Here is a 21123-nt window from a genome sequence, read left to right as displayed (position 1 = left end):
CCTGACGGGCGGCCTCATAAAATTTTATATGATAAATACGCAGATATTTATCCTATCTAATTGTCCTTTATCTTTTCTCCAATTTGAATGAGGAGTTTCCCGAGAGTGGACTTATCTACTTTATTCTGGTCCAGTGTATCTGCTTTTTCCTGAAGGGAATTTTCGAGTTCCGTGATCCTGATATTAACATCTGTACCCAGATTATCAATGGTCTGCATGAGTTCTGCACGGGTATCTTCCATCAAGGTCTGTAGCTCCTTCTTTTTCTGAAGGATGTCTTTTTTCAGCGACTCGAATTCGGAATTGTATTCCTGTATGTTCTCACCGAATATAAGATTCCTGATCGCGTCTATCTTAGACGTGGGATCCACTGAAGCTCCATTTGCTTCGGGGTGATTTTTTTCCTTAGACATGGTTGTACGGTATGAATTTGCCACAAAGGTAACAAAAATCATATACAAATGATTCAATTACCTTTAACTCGGGGACTTAAGCATAAACTCTTCTAATTTTTCAACCATTTTCATACTGCCGCAAAAGAAAGGAGTGCGTTCGTGAAGTTCCGCGGGCTGTATATCGAGTATACGACGGAACCCGTCACTGGCTTTTCCGTTGGCCTGTTCGGCAATAAATGCCAGGGGGTTACACTCGTATAATAATCGAAGTTTGCCGTTGTGTGTTTTGCTGCTTTTGGGGTAGAGGTAAATGCCTCCTTTTATCATGTTCCGGTGAAAATCGGATACCAGGGAACCGATATAACGGGAAGTATACGGTCGGTCGTCCTCTTCTTTCTGGCAATACTTGATATAGTCTTTTACTCCCTGGGCGAAGTGTATATAGTTTCCTTCGTTGACGGAATATATTCTGCCGCTCTCCGGATACTGCATGTTGGGATGTGAAAGGTAGAAGGTGCCTATGGCCGGGTTAAGAGTGAATCCGTTAACGCCATGTCCCGTGGTGTAAACAAGCATGGTAGAAGTGCCGTAAATGACGTAACCCGCCGCTACCTGGTTTTTCCCCGGTTGCAGAAAGTCTTCGATAGTTACCGGGGTACCGATAGGAGTGATTCTCCGGTAAATGGAAAAAATGGTGCCGACGGAAACATTGACGTCAATGTTGCTCGATCCGTCGAGAGGGTCTATAAGAACTACATATTTGTTCTGGTGTTTTTCGTCTTTGCTGTTTATAGAGATAAAATCGTCCTCTTCTTCGGAAGCAATGCCGCAAACGATCTCCCGGTTGGTAAGGGTCTGGATGAATTTTTCATTGGCCATGATATCCAGTTTCTGCTGGTCTTCGCCCTGTATGTTCGTATCTCCCGAAGCACCTATGATATCCACAAGCCCGGCTTTGTTTACTTCGTGGTTTACTACCTTGGCCGCCAGTCGTATGGCGTTGATCAGTTTGGAAAGTTCGCCGGAAGAGTATCGGAACTCCGCTTGTTTTTCAATAATGAATTCCCCTAAGGTCTTGTTCTTTCTCATAGGTTTGTACTTCAAAAAAATAATGGATTATGTGATGATGTGTGTATAGACTTGCAGGAGGGGTAGATATAACCGAAATCTCGGATAATAAGTGAAAAGCCCGGAAGGCTACTGTTGTTACCGCAGTATTTTTGCCGGGATATGTGTGCATTTTCACGCGCCATGCTTCCGTTTTGGACACTTGTTTTTTCGGGGTTTGGTATATGTATGCGTTACAAGCGTTGTTGCGGTCACAAATATCGATAAAATTGTGAAACTAAAACGATTTCGTTACAAATTTATTCCAGGTTAAAAAATACTTATATAACTTTGTGTTATATTTAGAACACTTACTAACTAACACAATATAGAATGATACCATATGTAATCAGAGATGCTACAATAGGGGATATGTCGGGGGTTCTGGACCTTATCAGGGAGCTGGCTCTTTTTGAAAAGGAGCCGGACGCAGTAGAGATCACTGTCGAAGACCTGGAAAGAGACGGTTTCGGAGAGCGACCTTCCTTTCATTGTTTTGTAGCGGAAATCGAAGGAAATATTGCCGGAATAGCCTTAGTGTATCCGCGATATTCCACCTGGAAAGGTATAGCACTCCACCTGGAAGATCTTGTGGTCTCCCGTAGGTACCGCGGAAAGGGCCTGGGGAAGGCTTTGCTTTCCGAAGTGATCCGGTACGGTCATGAACTCGGGGTCAAAAGAATTAACTGGGAAGTGCTGGACTGGAACGAGCCGGCCATAAAGTTTTATGAATACAACGGCGCCAGGGTACTGAAAGGATGGAATGTGGTTCATCTGGATGAAAAAGGAATAAAAAATTATGTTGCCGGTTTGCAATAGCACATTACCGGAGCGCCTGAGAAAAACACGAATAAACAAATAACCGGTAGAACCGTTGTTGTTTTGCCATGGAGTTTTGCATTTTATAAGAGAAAATAGACCTATGAAAATATTTAAATTCGGAGGAGCATCCGTTAAGGATGCCAAAGGGGTAAAAAATATAGTTAAGGTGCTGGAGACAGTTGGTTATGATAATACCTTGCTGGTGGTTTCCGCCATGGGGAAAACCACTAATGCCCTGGAAGAAGTCATAAAAAATTATTTCCGGAACCAGGAGGAATTACAGAGTTCGCTACAGGAGGTCAGGAAATATCACAATGAAATTTTGCTGGAACTTTTTGAGAAAGAAAGCCATCCTGTTTTCTGGAAGGTAGACGGGTTGTTTGCCGAACTGAGTTCTTTTCTGGGACGGAACAAATCCCCTAATTACAATTTTGTTTACGATCAGGTCATCGGTTTCGGGGAGTTGATCTCTACGATGATCATAAGCCAGTATATGCAGGAAACCGGCATAAAGAATACCTGGCTGGATGTACGGAATTTTATAAAAACCGATGCGAACTACCGGGATGCCAACGTAGACTGGGAGAACACGCAGCAAAATATAAGTGAAGGCGTAAATAAAGGATTGCTCAATATAACCCAGGGGTTTTTGGGGAGTGACCCCAATAATTTTACAACCACCCTGGGCCGGGAGGGATCGGATTATACCGCTGCTATTTTCGCCTATTGCCTGAACGCGGAGAGTGTAACCATATGGAAAGATGTTCCGGGAGTTCTGAATGCAGACCCAAGATATTTTGAGAATGCCCGGCTGCTGCACCAGATATCCTACACCGAAGCCATAGAGCTGGCTTTTTACGGGGCATCCGTTATACATCCTAAAACACTGCAACCTCTGCAACGTAAGGAAATACCGTTGTATGTAAAATCGTTTATTGATCCTGTCGGGGAAGGAACAAGTGTTAGTAAAGGACAGGACCTGGAACCACATGTGCCTTGTTTTATTGTGAAGAAAAACCAGGTATTGATCTCACTTTCAACTCTGGATTTCTCTTTTATGGTTGAAGAGAATATCAGTGAAATATTCAAATTGCTGCACGATCACCGCATGAAGGTAGATGTAATACAGAATTCCGCTATCAGTTTTTCGGTATGTGCAGACAATAAGTTCAATAACCTGGAGGGACTACTTAATATCCTCAAAGCAAAGTTTAAGGTAGAATGCGAAGAGGGGGTGTCGCTTTATACCGTGCGGCACGCTACACAGGATTCCCTGGACGAACTGGAACAGGGGAAAGATATATTGCTGAAACAACGTTTACAGAATACGGTACAACTGGTAACCAGGTAGACCCGGAATCTTTCCGGGTTTTGGTATGGTATGGCACAGGTGCTTTTCGTATATTTATGCGTAAATTGGTACTGATGCGTAAAATTTATATTTAAGGAAATCTGCTTTGTGTCCTCTGTGCCTACGTTGATCCCTTTGTGGTAAAAAAAGATTTCAGGAGATGAATTAAACCACAAAGAGCACAAAGTTCTCAAAGAAGTAAAAAGCTCAATTCAAATCAAAAAAAGCATAAAATCATTATAATGATCTGTATGTCAAGTGGTTTGTTTGGAATATTTGCGCATCACCAGTATGCGTAAATCAAAAAACGGAAACCTGTGTTAGCCTATATTAATGCTAAAGTTTTTACCGGGACTACGACAGAAACGGAAAAGGCCGTCCTGGTAAAGGATGGTATTATAGAAGCTGTTATTCCCTTTGGGGAGATTCCCCCGGAATACCGGAGAGAGGACCTTGAAGGGATGTATATAGCCCCCGCTTTTGTGGATCTTCAGATATACGGAGGCGATGGTAAATTGTTTTCGGATGTTTTAAGTGTGGCTTCGCTGCAGGCGACATATGACTATTGTCTTCGCGGAGGGTGTTCGCACTTTATGATCACGCTTGCCACGAACACCAGGGAAAAGTTTATCAAAGGTCTTGAAGTGGCCGGAGAATATATACGCGGAGGAGGGAAAGGACTTCTTGGAGTACATCTTGAAGGTCCTTACATAAACCCGGACAAAAGAGGGGCGCATCTTCGGGAATGTGTCCGGTTTCCGGATACGGAAGAAATAGAGCTTTTTGTTGAGAAAGGGCAAGGCCTTTTTAAAATGATGACCCTCGCTCCGGAACAGTGTGATGAAAAGATTTTAAGACTTTTACAGGAAAAAGGTATTCTTCTTTCCGCCGGTCACAGTAATGCTACATATGTCGAGGCCATGCGGGGTTTCGATATGGGAATTTCCGCAGCTACACATCTGTTTAATGCCATGTCTCCTTTCCACCATCGCGAGCCCGGTTTGCCGGGGGCAGTAATGGATCATCCCAGGGTTATGGCCAGTATTGTCTGCGATGGTGTTCACGTAGACTATGCCGCGGTAAGAACCGCAAAAAAAATTATGGGCGACCGCCTGTTCTTTATTACCGATGCGGTAACAGAAACTTCCGAAGGGGAGTACAGGCATCTTTTCCACAAAGACCGGTATGTTTTACCGGATGGTACTTTATCCGGTTCGTCACTGAACATGATAGAATGTATACGAAATGCCGTAAATCATGTCGGAATTCCGGTAGACGAAGCATTGCGGATGGCTTCGGCTTACCCTGCAAAACTTCTTGGGGACAATATATTGGGCCGCATAGCCAAAGGATGCCGGGCAGACATGGTGGTTTTGGATGCAGACTTGAAAATACGCCGGATGATTACCTGATCCTCTTAAGATCTTATTTCCTTACGCATAAACAAGTAGTAGGAAAGTGAAAAGCACAAGACGGTTGCCGCGATAAGTCCGGTTAACTGGGGACACACCACCAGAAGACTGTCACCCGGGGAAAGGGTGGATGGGATAGCTCCCTGCATCTGCTGTATGGACAGAGGTCCCAGGCTTCTTACGGAAGGAACCAGGATTGTAGTTGTGGCATCGGTAAAAAGTTTTCCCGGTGCAATATCCGGCAGTGCTATCCATAGCTTTTGCAATCCATGTCTTGTTCGTGAGAGGCCCGGCGATACGAATGCCTTAGCAGCGATACCAACTAAAATCGGATAGAAAATGGTAAAGAATAACCAAACCGCTATGGAAGTAAGAGCTGAAGTAGCCGCACGTTTGAACCGGATAGAAAATAATATGGACAAGTTAAGCCAGAAAGCAATATAAATAATACAAAGAACCGTAAATCCGGTAATCCGTATAAACTCTTCCGGCATGGGTATTTGTCCGGTGACCAGGATTCCCAGGCCGGTTATCAGGAGGCTTAAAGTCAAAAACAGGGTGCCGGTAACCATTAATGCCCCGGTGAATTTGGCGTTGATGAAATAATCCCGGTGTATCGGTTGCGCCATGAGGCGCACCAGCGTACCGCTGTTTTGCTCCGAATTTACCGCATCAAATCCCATACCTATACCCAAAAGAGGTCCCAGGAAGCCCAGCAATATATGAAAAGGAGGGAGTGTTCCGTCTGATGCGGTCAGTAATTTCAGGAAAACAAAGTCACGGTTGGGGTCTTTGGTATTGGCCAGGGCTTCGGGAAGATTATTTAAAGCTATATATAGAGAGCCAAAACAAGTGAGCAGTATCATGGCCAGCAGAACGATAAAACGCCAGCTCCTGATATGGTCCGATATTTCCTTTTGTACAATGGTCCAAAAAGGATGGAGAGACTGTCTTCTTGTGTTTTTTTTCTTTCCGGTACGTCTTTGTTGTAATAGAGGAATATCCTTTATGTATGTCAGGTAGTTGTTATGTAATGTGGTATTGATTTTCATAACTTCCTTCAAAATAACGTTGGTAAATCTCGTCTAATCCGTATTCTTTTTTGCACAGGTAAAGAATATCCGCTCCTGCTTCTACCAAAGTTTTGGCAATTACGGGAGTGATATCATCGGTACAGGCAATGTGAATTTTTCGGTCTAGTTCTTTAACACTGCTCACTTCTTTTATGTTTAACAACATATCTTCCAGCGGGTGTCCGGTTATAGAAAAGGGATGTTTAATTTCCACTTCTATCCTGAATGGCTCGCTTTCAAAAAGTGTTTCGGAAAGCGTGGGAATATCTCCTTTAGCGAGGAGAGAGCCATTTACAAAAATGCCTACACGATCGCAGACCTGTTGTATTTGGTGGAGGTGGTGTGAGGAGAGCAGAACGGTAAGTTGTTGTTCTTTGCTGAGTTGCCGGATGAGTTGCAGGAAATCACGGACACCGGAGGGGTCTATCCCCAGGGTAGGTTCGTCCAGGATTATGATTTCCGGATTTTTAACAAGCACATCTGCTAATCCGAGACGTTGTTTCATTCCCCTGGAATATGCCCCTACTTTTTTTCCGGCTACATTTTCCAGGCCTACTTTACGAAGCAGATAGGATACCCGGTCTCTGGTTTCGCTTTCCGGAATATTGTTGAGGCGGGCCGTATATATAAGATTTTCCTGCCCTGTGCGGTTTTCATAAAAGCCAATATTATCCGGGAGGTACCCTATGCGTTTTTTTACCTCGACAGGGGAAGAAGTGGCATTGTATCCGCATACCCGGGCATACCCGGATGTGGGTTCCGTCAGGCCCAGTATCATGAGTATGGTAGTGGATTTCCCCGCTCCGTTGGGTCCCAGAAGACCGAATACTTCACCTTTTTCTATATCCAGGTTTAACCGGTTTACTGCTGTGAGCGTTCCGTATCGTTTGGTAAGCTCCCTTAGTTCTATAACAGGCGCTTTCTCATTCATGGCTACCTCCTTCCGTATTTTCGGATTAAAGCGTATACGCTGCCCAGGGCGGCCAGTATAACGAGGATACCCGTCCAGCCGGCCAAAACGGAATTCTTTACAGAAACGCGGAAAGTCGCTTCGGAGCGTACCTCTGCGGAAATGGCCTGTAATTCGGTTATATAATCACCTGCCAGGGCTTTATTATCTACGGAAATCGTAGCGTAAATTTCTTCGGTTTTTCCCGGCGCCAGTTTATTCACTTTTGCAGGTTCAAAGTTTACATCCCAGTTTGCAGGCTTTTTGGATTTCAACTCCAGGTTATGGACTTCTGCCGATCCTCTGTTCTTTAATAACAGCTTTATTTTCTTTTTATCTCCCGCGGTTATATGTGTGCTTAATAATCCGGTGGGAGTGGTAAGTGCCAGATCGTAAGTTCCGGTAATAACCGATTCCAGTTCCAAACGGGCCGAAATAGTTCCTGAACTGGCGATGACCGGTATTTTATATGTGCCGGCCTTTATTTCCGCCGGCGGGTGTACTTCTATGGTCACAAGCTGTGTTTGATTAGGCCCGACATTTACGGAAGATATTTGTTTGCCGTTGGCCTTGTATATGACACTCCATCCTCTCTGTGTCATGGCACGTAAAGCATATGCCTCACTTTCCCCACTGCCGTTGCGCAGTTCGGCATTATATGTAAATGTAGAGTTGGCAGCACCTTCGATATTGGTTTGCTTGGAACTGAATTGTGCCTGGGATGTTCCCTGTCTTGAAATGGTAACTGCCAGAGGTAAGGAAGTGTAACCGGGGGCAGTTAAGTGAAAATCATAGGTTCCTTTGTCTATTTTAAATGGTACGCGTAGCGTAAAAGACAAGGTTTTCTTTTGCCCGGGCAATACGGCAATCTCTTCAATAGTGTAGCCGCCGGATTTGAGTTCGTAATTCCATTCTTCGGGCAGTCCCGAGACTTTTATGGCAGAGGTCCGGACCGATCCCGTATTGTTAATGATATCTACGGAGTAGTCTATTGTTTCTCCGGGTGGCACCGAAATCCTGGTATAGGGTGTGTAGAGAGATAATCCCTGTGCCGAAATAGTTTGTGGTAATAAACAGGTGACAATAAAAGTGCTGTATAACAAGTGAAACCAGCGTTTTGTACAGGCAAACATAGCTTAATCATATTTAATTATACTAAAGTCAGATCGTACGTGTGGATAATGTAGTATTCTTATTATAAACGTAATTTTGTTATCTTATTCTCTGAATATATTATTCGTATTATTAAAAAAACAGCGCTAATCTATAAAATATGCGGATAATTAAATCTTAAAAAAATCTTAAAATAATAAGGGAGTATCCGGAATTTTCTCGGCATCCGATAAAGAAGGTATGGCATAAGCAAAATCCTGCTCTTGCATTTATATCCGGTATGGTTTTTTCCCGTGCCTTCCGAGATTCTCCCGGTAAACATTTCAGGTGTACGTAATTCTCCACGATGTCCTGGTCTCTATCAGCAATCTCCGGTCTTCAATATACCTGTGTTACTTTTTGGGGTATGCAGATTGCTCTCTGTTACAAATTCGGGATTTGACCCGTGAGAAAAAGCACATTCCGGACAGAAGAATAATTTACCGTAAAACATGCGGAGCATTCCCCGGAATATAGGGTTTTAGTGTGATAAATAACAGCCCCGGATTCCTCTTATTTTGTCTTAGATTTGCGACCCCGAAAATGGGAGTAGAATTGTAGAAGTTAAAATCTGAAGATAAATTATGGGAATGTTTGTAATCAGCAAACGGCATAACGGAGATTATAAATTTGTTTTTACATCCAGGAAAGGGAAACCTGTTTTTACCAGTATCAGCTGTAAACAAAAATCGGATTGCGAAATGATAATACATGCGATCCGGGATCATATTGAAGTATTTACCATTACACGAAAATGCACGGTTTCGGGTAAGTTTTTTTTCCGGTTGTCCAAAGGCGGGCTGGTTTTGGCGACAAGCCGGAAATTTTCTACCGAATTACGGCTCGCCAAAGGGATTGAAGAAGTTATGAGAAATGTTCCGGATGCAGAAACCCTGGATTTTTCCGTAAACGAATTTGTCTTCCCGGAGACCGAAACCTCTGCTATAGAGAGTGATTAGAGGCAGGGGTGAAAAAAGTGGAGTTTGCTTATTGGGATTTGCGGTTTTTTAGTCGGTATTATACAATCTTACCGTTTTTTGAAGATATGTTCCGGACTAAAAGAAAGAGCCCCTGAAAATATCAGAGGCTTTTTATATTTTTATGTCTTCAGAATAGGAGTTTAAATCCTCCGTTGAGCACAAAACCATCCACCGGGGCGTAAATATCCCTGAATTGCGGATTGTCGACATTCCCGGTATAAATGGTGTCGAAACGGGTCTGACGGGTATCCAGCATATTTTCGAAATTCAGGAATAAAGAAAAATGCTCTCCCAGTTTCTTTTCGGACATGATTCCCATAATCCAGTAAGACTTCCCGGTAGTATCGTCATTTAATTTTTGCGGACTGAAATAATAGGCTTCCAGTCCTATCCAGAAGTTTTCGTGTTTTTCGTACATCAAAACATTGTTCAGCCGGTGCCTGGCTACCAGGGGATATTCGGTTGTTCCTTTCTGGTAATGCTGTTTTACATCTGCAAAAGTATACCCGATAAAGAGTTTGAAATCGCCGTAACTCCATTTCATATTAGCTTCGACTCCCTGGGTGTCTATGTATCCGTCGGGTTGTATAAATTCGTAATAGGGGCCGGTGGTCGCCGTAAGCAGCAACGGGTCATTGATCCGTGTATAAAACAACAGTGCATTGGCAGATAATGATAACGATTCGGAAACCGGCCATTTGTAATTTACATCAAAATTAGCCCCTACAGAGCGCTCCGCCTCACTGTCATTCACTGCCAAGGGTAAAATATTTCGAAACTGAAGACGTTCTGCGTCTTCCGTGAAGATAGTCGGTGTTTTATACCCCATTCCTCCTCCCGTACGAAATGTGAGCCGGTCATTAGGTTCGAACATCAGGGAAAAGCGAGGTAATATGTAAAAACCGTAATCGCTTTGATAATCTCCGCGCAAACCGGTTTCCAGTGTCCATTTTTCGGCCATGCCCCAGGTGTTCTGCACAAAGGCACCTATAGTATTATTAGAGAAACTCAAATCCTGATCCGGACTTCCTTCGGACTGGCTGAAATTTTCTGTCCACAGGTTAAGTCCGGCAATCCATTCCGTTTTTTCACCGATAGCGGAAATAGTAGCTTCTGAAAAGGAAGAAACCTGATCTCCGGCGAAGGTAAAACCGGGTATGGCAATACGGCGTTCAAAAATACTAACACTGTTTTTCAGTTGTATTTGGGTGTGTTCCGACAGTTTATGCCTGGCATCGAATTGGGTAGAGAACCGGTCGGTATTATTCTTTTCATAATAACCGGTATCGCTGTCGTGATTTATGTAATCCATATTTCCCCCCAGCCGGTTTTCGGTGACGTAATTGAAGCCTGCGTGTATTTCCGTTTTTTCGTTCAGGTATAAAAACAATTTCGGGTTGACCGTAAAACGCTCAAACTCCGGGATAGCAGTAAGTCCTATATCGGCCGGGTCATAAGCGGTTCCCTTGTTGTAGGAGACAAAAACCGTGGTTCCGGTTTTCCCGTACTTTTCCGAATAAAAACCACTAACATCCAATCCCAGGGCAGAAGTGCCGTTGACCATAAAGCTCAGTTCCCGTTCTTCTTCCGGGGTTTTGGAAATAAGATTGACCAGCCCGGCAATGGCGCCTCCTCCGTATAGTGTAGATGAGGCTCCTTTAATCACTTCTACCTGCTTCAGGTCCAAAGGGGCTATCTGCATTAAGCTCAATCCGCCGGAATAACCGGAATACAACGGAAGCCCGTCTCTTAAAAGCTGGGTGTATTTTCCGTCCAGTCCCTGGATACGAATACTGGAATTGTAACTCGTTGCCGATGTTTGCTGGGTTTGTATCCCTGTACTTTCGTTGAGGAGCATACGGATGTCTCCGGGTTTCATATTTCCTTTTTCTGCCAGTTCTTCTCCGGCAATGAATTCGACGCGGGTGGGAATATCTTCTATGGTCCTGCTGCTTCGGGTGGAGGTTATGACCACCTCTTCCATTTCTTCGTGAGCCTGGTGAAGGTAATAGGTGGTATGTTGCTGACCTTCTTTTTGGGGAAAAGTTTGTTCGAGTTTTAAAGGTTCATAGCCAATGTATTGTATGCGTATGGTGTAGGTTCCGTCGGGAATATCTTCTATGACGGCATATCCTTCTGCATTGGTGGCTGCTCCTTTTTCGAGTTCGGCAATATATATGGAAACCCCGAACAGGGGTTCTTCGGATGCTTCGTCTTTAACCGTTGCCTCAAAGACATGTTGTGCGTAGGTCATGCAGCAAAAGAGTAGCATAACCCCGGTGGTAAAATGTTTCACGATAGGAAATAAATTAAAGGTTTGTAAATAGTATGATTATCTCTTTCTTATTAGAGTTTGAAAGGCATACTATACACGGGGAGGCTTCAATAAAGACGTATAAAAAACATAAGATATTAAATTCGGAGTAAATAAGATAAGGTCTGTTCCGCCCTTTTCCACAAACGGGCACGGGTACTCCTGAAACGGAAAAACAAAACCGGAACAACTACCACAGGCAAAGAAGGGGGAACAGGCAGCACAGGGATCGTGGTCTTTTTTCTCCGGGGCGTCATCACAAACATGAAACACCTCCTCCATACAATCATCTGTCCCTGTACAACAAGGTACGGCTGACAAGGAAAGTACAAGTGATATGAGAAAAACAGCCAACATCTTCATGACAGCGAAGTTATGAATTTTAGGAATAGCCTGCACGGGTTACTTTCGGTAAATCAGGGGGATATTTGTATAAATATTTTTTGCGAAGAATAAGGTGCCTGCCTGTCCTGTTCCGGACATCGGATAAATCTTATTGTCTTTTTCGGTTAAACTTAAAAGTTTTAATTCGTTCAATATTTAAGAGATTGTCTGAGTTTTATCCTTTGCAAATACCTTTAACATATGTTTAACACAGGCGTTTTCCTTATATTAATAGTTTTACCAATTAATGAAAGTCAGTCGCATTAAAAATAGCGTTACTTATCTTTTCCTTGTACTTTTCATTGGAATGAAGATGGCGGGGTTGCACGTGCTGACTCATAATGACGATAAGGATCACCTTGTTCATTGTGCTGTGTGTGATCATATCATTACCGGCAATCACACACCGGTTCTTCCTTCCGATACGGAAGAGTTCAGGCTTCAAAATGAGGAGCCCGTCGTAGTAAAGGAAATTGCCGGGGAATATCATTTCGTATACGGTAATACGGATATTCCCAATCATCTTTTCTCCAGGCCACCGCCTGCTTCTTTATAAGTTTTTCCGATACATTTCAAATTTTCCGACGCCTGTTAAGTGCAGCATGAGGATGGGTTTATGACTGATGATATTAGATGTTTTACAGCATACAACATTGTCATCGGGCCGTAAATGTCCGGATTGTATTTTAGCTGCCAGGCGCTCCGATGCTTTGGCAGATGTTTCGGTGCTCAAAGCCTGTTATCTGTGGCTCTGATCTCTTATAGCCGTATTAATAACCCAAAAATACAGAAGGTATGGCTCCGTATTAGTCTCATTTTTAGAGACATTCTATGCCGTTAAGGTAAATATGGAGAATGCTCATGTCTAAAATCCTGTTAGCCGGTATTTTATGAAATTAACCTCCCGGTAGCCATTCCTAAGGATGATGATACAGGGGGATTATCACACCCGATTCTCCATAACGGATCGGGAAGCAATCCGGAACGTCGATCGATATCAAGATTATTGAATAATTCACAACTAACACACATATAAATATGAAAAAAACCATTTACCTTGTAATGATAGCCTTTATAACAGGCTCATTGTTTACCGCTTGCAGTAATGATGATGATGAAGTCATTCTTGAGCAATCCGTCATTGAAAATATTGAAATCGGTACCTCCAATAACGAAATGGGTGTTATCGGGAGGGATTTCCATTTTGAAATGGATGTTGTAGCCGGGGACAGAATCGGGGATGTTCGAATCCTGATCAGGCAACGGAGTGGGGAGACCTATTCCCATGAATGGTCCCATGAAATAATATGGGATGAATACAAAGGGGTGAAAAATGCCAATGTACACAAACATCTTACCATTCCCGAAGGTGCAGCCGAAGGAGTTTACGATTTCGTAATTATTGTAAATGACGAAAACGGGTCCATATTGGAAGAAGTAAGGGATATTACACTGACCCTTCCGGAGAATTTACCTGTAGATCCGCAGATACGAGTCTTCAACGTCTATAAAAACGGTAAACAAGGGGATGTTCCTTTTTATGACTATTATGATAATGATGATTTCGGAAACGAAACATTTTCAAAGAACGACACCCTGTTATCGCAGGTAAATATCAAGAATGTCAAAGGGGACGGAAAAATGTACCTGCTGTTGATCCATAAAGCCTCGGGGCACTATCCGGAAACCGTTGATGATATCGATTTTTCCAAAGCCATTGTTTACGATGTCTATGAACATCAAGGGCATGAAGAAGGTTTCACCTTTACCAATTTCCCATATAGTGCTGAATTAGGAGGTTACGAGCGAACAGGGCCGGAATTTGTTATCGGTGCCGCCAGTGATTCCAACATACCAGAGCCTAACCCAATTGATGGGGAAAAAGCATGGAAAAACGGGAACTATTATTTTGGCGTGGTATATCAGAACACCACACATGACCTCAATTTCCACTACTATATTGAGTTTGAAATCGAAGGGTTTTAATGATTGTGACCTTAACTAAACGGTATAACTGTTTGACAGGGAGATCTGCTAATTGCCCTTCGACCCGATCGTCCTTATCATCCAACCATACCACAATCCGTAGAAGAATGAGATTATTTTTATTGATCAGGTTTACATGTATCGGCTTCCTTTTTTTTGCCGGCTGTAAAAAACATGGAAAATCCACGGAATCGTCCATGGACAAGAAGAATGTAGAAGGTCTGTTCACAAAAGCGGATCATAGCATAGGTCTGGACCATCTGTATATTGTATTGGACAGCTCTTCATATTCAGCGTTTATTTCCAATACATTCATAAAGGAGGTTTATGCCGGAATCGATCTCGGTATGCCAAAATTCGAACCGTTCAGTGAGTCAGCGACTTCCGTTTACCTAAGGGGCAGGAAAGAATACATAGAAATTCTGGGGCCGAACAATGCTTTCAAAGAACCTGTAGGTCAGAACGGCATAGGCTTTTTCCTGGAAAACGACAACGGTTTTTCATTGGAAAACACCCCTGTTTTAAAGGAAGAGGGCACCAAGTTCTTAACAGGCGTCGATACCGTTTCCTTTGGGTTATACGGAAAGCAAATCACTTGGTACAAGGCATTCTATACCCTTGGCATGAAGACCAACCTCTATACCTGGCACGCCTATTACAATCCCGGATTTTTAAGTGCAGTACATCAAGAGGATGTGGGGAAATATTCCCAGGAGTTATTTTTAAAAACGGCTTATCAACCCGAAAAGCTCTTCAAAAAAATAACGGGAATAGAAATGCATTGCAACAGGGCAGACCATTATCGTATAGCCACGGAATTACAATTATTGGGCTGTGCTCTTGAAAAAAAGGAAGGGAACGACCTGGTGTTTACAGTAGGCGATGTACAACTTAGCATTTTACTGGATGAAATGCTTACAAATAGTAGAATTACCCGTATAGACGGTTTATTGAACCGTAAAGATGACAGGGTTCTGGACTTTAACGGCTTTAAAATAAAAAATCAAGGTTTTGGAACAAGTTGGATTTTTGAACCCCGCCCATAAACCGTCCTAATTTAATTACAATAAACGGAAAGGAATTTAAACTTACGGAATGGGCTCCTTATATCATTAAAGGGTTGCCTAAGGGTGAGGTAACCATCAAGCTGGAATTGCGCGACAACAATGGTACGTTGCTTACCGGCGATTTTAATAAAGTAGAGCGTACCATAACGCTTGAGGAATAAAAATATTTCGATTAATGAGCCGGGCCCCGGGCCCGATAGTCAATAAACATACCCACTTAAAAATAATTATGATCACAACACAAGAATTGACCAAAAAATATGGCGAATTTACCGCTTTGAACCGGCTAAACCTGCACGTTGGGCCGGGAGATATCTATTGCCTGCTAGGCGCTAACGGTGCAGGAAAATCGACCACGATCAACCTGTTGCTGGATTATATCAAACCCACATCGGGAGAAGCGCTTATCAACGGTAAAAATGTCCGTCAACACAGTCTGGAAACCAAAAAGCACATTGCTTACATTCCCGAAAACCTGATGTTGTATCCCAACCTGACAGCGGTAGAAAACCTGGATTATTTTTCGGGTGTGGGAGGAACTTCACTTCAACAAAAGCAATTGGAAGAGCTTTTGTTAAAAGCGGGCTTGCAGGCCGATGCGCACCACAAACGTACCGTGGCTTTTTCCAAAGGAATGCGGCAAAAAGTGGGTATAGCCATTGCCCTGGCCAAACAAGCCAAAGCCCTGTTACTCGACGAACCCACTTCGGGTCTGGATCCGAAAGCCAGCAATGAATTCGGACGCTTGCTGCAGCAGTTGCGCAAAGACAATGTCGCCATTCTGATGACTACCCACGATTTGTTCCGGGCCAAGGAAATAGCAACGCGTATTGGTATTATGAAAGCCGGCAAACTCATGCAGGAGTTTAATGCCAATGACATTTCCCTGTCAGAGCTGGAACATGCCTACCTGAAGACAATGGACTATAAAGAACTGGCTGTATGATCAGGAAAACGATATCTAAGGAACTGAAAGAACTTTTCCGTGACGGACGTGTCCGCCTGGCGGGAATTATTGTGCTGCTTCTGCTGGGTGTAGCGGTCTGGATAAGCAGCAGCCAATACAAACGGACGAAGCAGCAATACGAAACTGCCCAAAAAACAGAACGCGCTGTCTGGGACAACCAGGGTGAAAAAAATCCGCATTCGGCGGCTCATTACGGGACCTATGCTTTTAAACCGGAATATCCGTTGGGGCTATTGGATAAGGGGATCGATAAATATTCAGGGACGTCCATCTTTATGGAAGCTCACAAACGCAACGAGGCTCAATACAGTCCTGTGGCAGACCAGACCGGGCTGGCACGTTTTGGCGAACTTACCCCGGATTTTATCTTACTCTTTATCATTCCATTATTCATTATTTTAATGGGATATAACAGTTATACCAAAGAAGCCGAATTAGGAACGCTTCCGCTTTTAAAAAGTCAGGGAGCCAAAGGGTGGAAGATATTACTCGGAAAGTGGATAGCACTGTTTCTGCCGATTGCATCCGTTACCTTATTACTGTTCCTGATAGCCGGGTGGATGCTTAGAGGCATGAAAGAATTTGAAAACTTCAGCTGGGCGTCCCTGGGCGTGTTATTACTGGTTTATCTGGTTTACTACGCCATATTTATCAATATTGTACTATTGATCTCCCGTTTGGCGAAACGTTCCGGAATTGCGCTGGTAGGTTTGCTGAGCATCTGGATACTTGCTTGTCTGGCAGTACCTAAAGCTGCCGGAAACCTGGCCGATGCCAAATATCCGTATCCTACCCGACAGGAATTTAATGCCGCTGTTTTAGAAGACAAAAAGGAAGGACTGGACGGGCATAATCCCTGGAGTGAAGAAGCTAAACGCCTGGAAAAACAAACCCTGGCGGAATACGGGGTAGACAGCCTGCATCAACTACCTTTTAACTATGATGCCTACCGGATGCAAAAAGGAGAAGAACACGAAGCCGAAGTGTATAGAAAACATTACGGGAAGCTTCGGGAACAATTTTCTAACCAGGCGGCTACTTACCGCAATCTGTCGGTCTTATCACCATTTTTGTCCACACGCTTTTTGTCGATGGGAATTGCCCGTACCGATTATTATACGCATTGGGATTTTGCCGATGCAGCAGAGGATTACCGTATTGCAACACAAAAATTTCTCAATGACGAATTTGCTCAAAATTCCGGTTATGGAGATTGGGGATACAAGTCCGATGCCGATACCTGGAAGCAATTGCCGGAATTTGAATATCATCCGCTGCCATTAAGGACTGTTCTTCAACAGCAGCAATCGGCATTATGGATCCTCGCCGGTTGGCTGGCAGGGACCCTTGCCTTATTGTTTAACCTTAGAAATAAACTATAGGATGTTTACATATAATTTTAAATACGAGTTAAAGATGTTGTTCCGAAGCCGTTGGATGCAACTCCTTACCATCTTGCTGCTGGTACTGTTTGTTTTTGCCGGTTACAACGGGAAACAAAAAACGGGTAAGCGAATGAGCGATATCGCAGCCGCACAAGCTACTGTCAAAGCTTCGGATGCGGAAACATCAGAAACACTTCATGCTATTGAAAGCGGGGAGGAATTAAACCTGAGTCCCTGGGTTACTCCTACCAGCCCGATGAACGTCGGAAATAAAAACCCTCGTGTTGCGGCTATGCCTGCTAATGCAATGGCTTTTATGGCTGTAGGGCAAAGCGATGTATATACCCATTATGTGATGCCTACGGTTTCCGGTGACGATTTTGCCATCAATCTTACCGAAATGACCAGTCCCATACAATTGCTGTTCGGTAGTTTTGATCTGGCTTTTGTTATTGTCTATCTTTTACCACTTATCATTATTGCCTTTTCATACAATATCCTTTCCGAAGAAAAAGAAAGAGGAACGTTGCGCCTGCTGACTTCCCAGCCTATATCCATACGTCGTTGGGTATTGCAGAAACTGGGCATTCGTTTGTTCTGGCTGTTTGTTCTGGTATTCGTTGCCGCCACCGCAACATTTCTGATTAACGGTGTCGGTTCTTTTGAAGGGTATATTACGCTGTTGGGCATTTGCCTGGCCTACATGCTTTTCTGGTTCAGTTTGACATTTGCCGTCAGTCTGGGGGTAGGTCAATCGGCTAAAAATGCTTTTGTTCTCCTGGGACTGTGGATTGTATTTGTATTACTGATCCCATCTACTATCAACCAGATGAGTGACGCTTTATATCCTGTGCCTTCCCGTAACCAACTGATTGGTAAAGTCCGGGAACTCAAAGCCGAGGCCACGGAAAAGCAAGACGAAATACTGGACAATTACCTGCGCGACCATCCGGAATATGCCGTAAATGACAGTACGCAGTCCCGTTCTTTCTGGCACAGCTATATGGCATCCCGGAAATTGGTGGAAGAGCAACTGTACCCTCTTTTGGCAGATTACGACAACAGCCTGGAAAACAGGCAGAAATGGATAGATAAATTACAGTGGTTATCGCCCGCAATTCTGGTGCAGCAGGAACTCATCAGGCGGGCAGGGACCTCCAAAACCGATTATGAGAACTACAGGCAGCAGGTATTGCGGTTTTCGGATGACTGGAGAGACTTTTTTATGCCGTTGCTCTATAATAATGAATTCTTTACTTCCGGTCATTTAAGCCAATTGCCCGAATTTGAGTACCGCCCCAATGCAGACAACAGCGGTTTGCGTATCTGGGGAATACTCGGATTAACAGCTTTGGTGCTGGGGGTGACGACCATGGTGTATAAAGTACAGGTTGAAAAAGAAAAAAATATCGCATAAAAACAAACATGGAAAATAAAATAGTATGGATCTGGGCAGCTTTCTTACTGCTCATCTTTTCCGGAGAATTAAAGGCACAGAGCATCTTGAGCGGGACAGTGATGGACGACTCCGGAAAATTCCCCCTGGTTAGTGCACACGTTGAAATTAATGGGACAGCACAAGTAAAAACAACTAATAAATACGGAACATTTGAAATTCAGGATATTAAATTTCCGGTTAGTTTGATTGTAAGTCATTTGGGGTATCGGTCACTTTCAATAACATTTACCGAACCCAAAGAAGATTTGGTCATCAGGCTCAGCAAGCAGGAACAATATCTGGATGAAGTAGTGGTTACTGCCTTTGAAGGAAGCCGGAAGTTAATGGAAACACCGTCGGCCATCGGGAACCTGGACGTCCGTGATCTTGACAGGTATAATTTACTGAGTCCCCAACAAGCCTTAAGCACCCTGCCCGGGGTGAAGATGGAATCTACTACTATCGGTCGTTATTCCATAAAAATACGGGGAGGGGGCCTGGGGGTGACCGGGCATAGCGATAATTATAAAATGTACTGGAACGATATCCCGATCACCATAGCCAGTGGCGGAGCTCCCCTTGGGGAATTGGATTTTGGGAGCATAGGTACTGTGAATGTTATACGGGGGCCTTCGGGAAGTATTTATGGCGCCGGTCTGCACGGGGTCGTACTATTGGAAAACAGGAAGCCGGCATATCAGGAAACCAGTTTACAGACCGATGGGTTATGGGGCAGTTATGGTTCCCACAGGTATAGTGCCATATTTTCCACTTCAGGGCAAAAAGGCGATATCCGTTTGCAATATTCCAATGTACATACCGATGGATACCGGGATGAGTCGGCATCCGACAATCAATTTGTTAACCTGACAGCACGGTTGTTCCCCAGTGAGAAACAAAGCCTGTCTTTTATCGCTCAATATACGGATCGCAGTTACGGTATTCCCGGAAATATTTCTGCCGGACAGGTCGCCGAAAACCCCAGACAGTCCAGTTTTTCTCCCGAATTGGACAACGGACTTACGGGCAAGAACCTGTTGGTGGGTGCGGCCCATAGTTATCGCTGGAATGACCGTTGGGAAAATAATACTTCCTTCAGCTACCAGGTGTATGAGGGAGATTTCCTGATAGGGAACGACTTTTTCAAAGTGGCCGACAGAAACATTACCACGACATTCTCGGCCCGTTCGGCTATGGTATATAATTTCAAGGGTTTTGGAGGTATGGATGCCCGATGGGTATTCGGAGGAGAGTTCACACGGGGTATCCACGATGTGAATGAGTTCAGCGATGGTTTTGAAAGCCCGATTAACAGTGCCCGGACAACTACAGATCAATCTGTGCTTGCCTTCAGTCAATTGGAAATGGAACTTCCGGCCGGATTTACATTTACGCTGGGAGCCAGTTATAATAATTTCCGCCTGGATTTCGAAGAAAGGCTTATGCCGATGGATGTACCGCGGTTTTCCAAAGAGGTCAATGATTTTTCACCCCGGGTGGCACTGATGAAAAAATTCAACAACAAACTTTACGCCTATGCCAATGTCAGCAAAGGTTTTTCTCCGCCACCCAGAGGTGCTATAGATAATAACGGAACTAATATCAATTTTGACCTGGAATCTGCCAAGGGATGGAACAAGGAACTTGGAGTAAGAGGAAAGGCATGGAAAGACCGCCTGGCATTCGACATGGTGTTTTACAGGTTAGATGAAAAAGACGTCATTGTACCGAGAGTAACTTCCAATACGGGTGGAATAGATTTTATTATCAACGAAAATGCCGGAGCCATAGACCGGCAGGGAATTGAGTTGTGGGCAGAGTATTTCTGGATAAAAGATACGGATAAATGGATTTCAAACGCCCGTTCCTGGAGCAGCTATTCTTATATGGACCATAAGTTCCAAACTTATAATACGGTGGAAACGGATACGGACAATGTTTCCGGTGAAGTGAGTTTTGACGGGAAGTATATTCCTGGCGTACATCCGCACACCTGGGTATTGGGAAGTGACATTCAAAGCAAAACCGGACTTTATCTGAATACCACATTTTCGTACTATGACAAAATATACCTGAACAATTCCAATACGGATACAACGGCCCCTTACAGGCTATTAGATGTGAAAATAGGATTTAAGAAGAAAGTACTGAACAATATTCAGTTGAATGTATATGCCGGGGGAAATAACCTGCTGGATAATGAATATAGCTCAATGACCGCGTTTAATGCCTTTTCCGGAGCCTATTACGATCCGGCCCCGAAGAGCAATTTTTACTCGGGAATAAGTCTGAAGTATGATTTTTAATAACCTGGATGGTCCAGGATAATCAATATTTTCCC

Annotated in this window: 17 protein-coding genes; 11 read left to right on the top strand and 6 right to left on the bottom strand. The window is 43.8% G+C overall.

The genetic code is table 11. The features are described from left to right. Positions 1-56: 56 nt before the first annotated feature. Together ACVBDU_RS11095 and fbp are read right to left on the bottom strand one after the other, a co-directional pair. Positions 57-413 carry a fructose 1,6-bisphosphatase gene (locus ACVBDU_RS11095; RefSeq protein ID WP_447179820.1) on the bottom strand — a complete coding sequence of 119 codons (357 nt, stop codon included), beginning with the start codon at positions 411-413 and terminating at the stop codon, positions 57-59. 63 nt (positions 414-476) lie between these two features. Beyond that, complete coding sequence (gene fbp, locus ACVBDU_RS11090; protein ID WP_447179819.1) at positions 477-1484, bottom strand: class 1 fructose-bisphosphatase; 1008 nt, start codon at positions 1482-1484, stop codon at positions 477-479. Between the two features lie 354 nt (positions 1485-1838). Between fbp and ACVBDU_RS11085 the strand changes: the two genes are divergently transcribed. The 3 genes from ACVBDU_RS11085 to nagA all read left to right on the top strand — a co-directional run bounded on the left by ACVBDU_RS11085 (position 1839) and on the right by nagA (position 5087). After that, on the top strand, positions 1839-2321 hold the full coding sequence (locus ACVBDU_RS11085; RefSeq protein WP_447179850.1) for a GNAT family N-acetyltransferase: 483 nt from the start codon (positions 1839-1841) through the stop codon (positions 2319-2321). A 103-nt stretch (positions 2322-2424) separates the two neighbouring features. Beyond that, positions 2425-3675, top strand: a complete 1251-nt coding sequence (locus tag ACVBDU_RS11080) for an aspartate kinase (RefSeq protein WP_447179818.1) — start codon at positions 2425-2427, stop codon at positions 3673-3675. Between the two features lie 317 nt (positions 3676-3992). Next, on the top strand, positions 3993-5087 hold the full coding sequence (nagA, locus tag ACVBDU_RS11075) for an N-acetylglucosamine-6-phosphate deacetylase (RefSeq protein WP_447179817.1): 1095 nt from the start codon (positions 3993-3995) through the stop codon (positions 5085-5087). A 5-nt stretch (positions 5088-5092) separates the two neighbouring features. Here nagA and ACVBDU_RS11070 read toward each other — a convergent pair whose 3' ends face one another. Genes ACVBDU_RS11070 through ACVBDU_RS11060 form a run of 3 tightly spaced genes read right to left on the bottom strand, consistent with a single transcriptional unit; the run spans position 5093 to position 8242 of the window. Next, complete coding sequence (locus ACVBDU_RS11070; RefSeq protein WP_447179816.1) at positions 5093-6139, bottom strand: ABC transporter permease; 1047 nt, start codon at positions 6137-6139, stop codon at positions 5093-5095. Beyond that, entirely contained in the window at positions 6114-7091 is a 978-nt protein-coding gene (locus ACVBDU_RS11065; RefSeq protein ID WP_447179815.1) for an ABC transporter ATP-binding protein, read from the bottom strand. Before ACVBDU_RS11065 ends, ACVBDU_RS11070 begins: the two co-directional genes overlap by 26 nt. Before the next feature lie 2 nt (positions 7092-7093). Then, positions 7094-8242: a COG1470 family protein gene (locus ACVBDU_RS11060; RefSeq protein ID WP_447179814.1), complete on the bottom strand. Its 1149-nt coding sequence runs from the start codon at positions 8240-8242 to the stop codon at positions 7094-7096. 603 nt (positions 8243-8845) lie between these two features. Between ACVBDU_RS11060 and ACVBDU_RS11055 the strand changes: the two genes are divergently transcribed. Continuing rightward, a complete protein-coding gene (locus ACVBDU_RS11055; RefSeq protein WP_447179813.1) occupies positions 8846-9220 on the top strand; it encodes a YegP family protein in 375 nt (124 codons plus the stop codon). Between the two features lie 148 nt (positions 9221-9368). Here ACVBDU_RS11055 and ACVBDU_RS11050 read toward each other — a convergent pair whose 3' ends face one another. Continuing rightward, positions 9369-11513, bottom strand: a complete 2145-nt coding sequence (locus ACVBDU_RS11050; RefSeq protein ID WP_447179849.1) for a TonB-dependent receptor — start codon at positions 11511-11513, stop codon at positions 9369-9371. A gap of 673 nt (positions 11514-12186) precedes the next feature. On the opposite strand from ACVBDU_RS11050, the gene ACVBDU_RS11045 reads away from it, so the two are divergent. The 7 genes from ACVBDU_RS11045 (at position 12187) to ACVBDU_RS11015 (ending at position 21088) form a co-directional block, all read left to right on the top strand. Beyond that, positions 12187-12495, top strand: a complete 309-nt coding sequence (locus ACVBDU_RS11045) for a hypothetical protein (RefSeq protein ID WP_447179812.1) — start codon at positions 12187-12189, stop codon at positions 12493-12495. A gap of 482 nt (positions 12496-12977) precedes the next feature. Beyond that, positions 12978-13925: a DUF4625 domain-containing protein gene (locus ACVBDU_RS11040; RefSeq protein WP_447179811.1), complete on the top strand. Its 948-nt coding sequence runs from the start codon at positions 12978-12980 to the stop codon at positions 13923-13925. 197 nt (positions 13926-14122) lie between these two features. Next, complete coding sequence (locus tag ACVBDU_RS11035; RefSeq protein ID WP_447179810.1) at positions 14123-14971, top strand: DUF5829 family protein; 849 nt, start codon at positions 14123-14125, stop codon at positions 14969-14971. A 250-nt stretch (positions 14972-15221) separates the two neighbouring features. After that, a complete protein-coding gene (locus ACVBDU_RS11030) occupies positions 15222-15938 on the top strand; it encodes an ABC transporter ATP-binding protein (protein ID WP_447179809.1) in 717 nt (238 codons plus the stop codon). Beyond that, positions 15935-17341 carry an ABC transporter permease gene (locus ACVBDU_RS11025; RefSeq protein WP_447179808.1) on the top strand — a complete coding sequence of 469 codons (1407 nt, stop codon included), beginning with the start codon at positions 15935-15937 and terminating at the stop codon, positions 17339-17341. Before ACVBDU_RS11030 ends, ACVBDU_RS11025 begins: the two co-directional genes overlap by 4 nt. Position 17342: 1 nt before the next feature. Then, complete coding sequence (locus ACVBDU_RS11020; protein ID WP_447179807.1) at positions 17343-18761, top strand: DUF3526 domain-containing protein; 1419 nt, start codon at positions 17343-17345, stop codon at positions 18759-18761. 8 nt (positions 18762-18769) lie between these two features. Continuing rightward, on the top strand, positions 18770-21088 hold the full coding sequence (locus ACVBDU_RS11015) for a TonB-dependent receptor (RefSeq protein ID WP_447179806.1): 2319 nt from the start codon (positions 18770-18772) through the stop codon (positions 21086-21088). Positions 21089-21123 lie beyond the last annotated feature (35 nt).

The sequence above is a fragment of the Sinomicrobium endophyticum genome (assembly GCF_052983315.1).
This window is presented reverse-complemented; position numbering and strand designations above follow the sequence as displayed.

What these genes read in the sequence shown, in the direction of transcription:
- ACVBDU_RS11080 (WP_447179818.1), top strand. Translation starts at nt 2,425, where the DNA reads ATGAAAATATTTAAATTCGGAGGAGCATCCGTTAAGGATGCCAAAGGG.
- ACVBDU_RS11020 (WP_447179807.1), top strand. Translation starts at nt 17,343, where the DNA reads ATGTTTACATATAATTTTAAATACGAGTTAAAGATGTTGTTCCGAAGC.
- fbp (WP_447179819.1), bottom strand. Translation starts at nt 1,484, where the DNA reads ATGAGAAAGAACAAGACCTTAGGGGAATTCATTATTGAAAAACAAGCG.
- ACVBDU_RS11055 (WP_447179813.1), top strand. Translation starts at nt 8,846, where the DNA reads ATGGGAATGTTTGTAATCAGCAAACGGCATAACGGAGATTATAAATTT.
- ACVBDU_RS11065 (WP_447179815.1), bottom strand. Translation starts at nt 7,091, where the DNA reads ATGAATGAGAAAGCGCCTGTTATAGAACTAAGGGAGCTTACCAAACGA.
- ACVBDU_RS11035 (WP_447179810.1), top strand. Translation starts at nt 14,123, where the DNA reads ATGGACAAGAAGAATGTAGAAGGTCTGTTCACAAAAGCGGATCATAGC.
- ACVBDU_RS11060 (WP_447179814.1), bottom strand. Translation starts at nt 8,242, where the DNA reads ATGTTTGCCTGTACAAAACGCTGGTTTCACTTGTTATACAGCACTTTT.
- ACVBDU_RS11030 (WP_447179809.1), top strand. Translation starts at nt 15,222, where the DNA reads ATGATCACAACACAAGAATTGACCAAAAAATATGGCGAATTTACCGCT.
- ACVBDU_RS11045 (WP_447179812.1), top strand. Translation starts at nt 12,187, where the DNA reads ATGAAAGTCAGTCGCATTAAAAATAGCGTTACTTATCTTTTCCTTGTA.
- ACVBDU_RS11050 (WP_447179849.1), bottom strand. Translation starts at nt 11,513, where the DNA reads ATGCTACTCTTTTGCTGCATGACCTACGCACAACATGTCTTTGAGGCA.
- ACVBDU_RS11095 (WP_447179820.1), bottom strand. Translation starts at nt 413, where the DNA reads ATGTCTAAGGAAAAAAATCACCCCGAAGCAAATGGAGCTTCAGTGGAT.
- ACVBDU_RS11040 (WP_447179811.1), top strand. Translation starts at nt 12,978, where the DNA reads ATGAAAAAAACCATTTACCTTGTAATGATAGCCTTTATAACAGGCTCA.
- ACVBDU_RS11070 (WP_447179816.1), bottom strand. Translation starts at nt 6,139, where the DNA reads ATGAAAATCAATACCACATTACATAACAACTACCTGACATACATAAAG.
- ACVBDU_RS11025 (WP_447179808.1), top strand. Translation starts at nt 15,935, where the DNA reads ATGATCAGGAAAACGATATCTAAGGAACTGAAAGAACTTTTCCGTGAC.
- ACVBDU_RS11015 (WP_447179806.1), top strand. Translation starts at nt 18,770, where the DNA reads ATGGAAAATAAAATAGTATGGATCTGGGCAGCTTTCTTACTGCTCATC.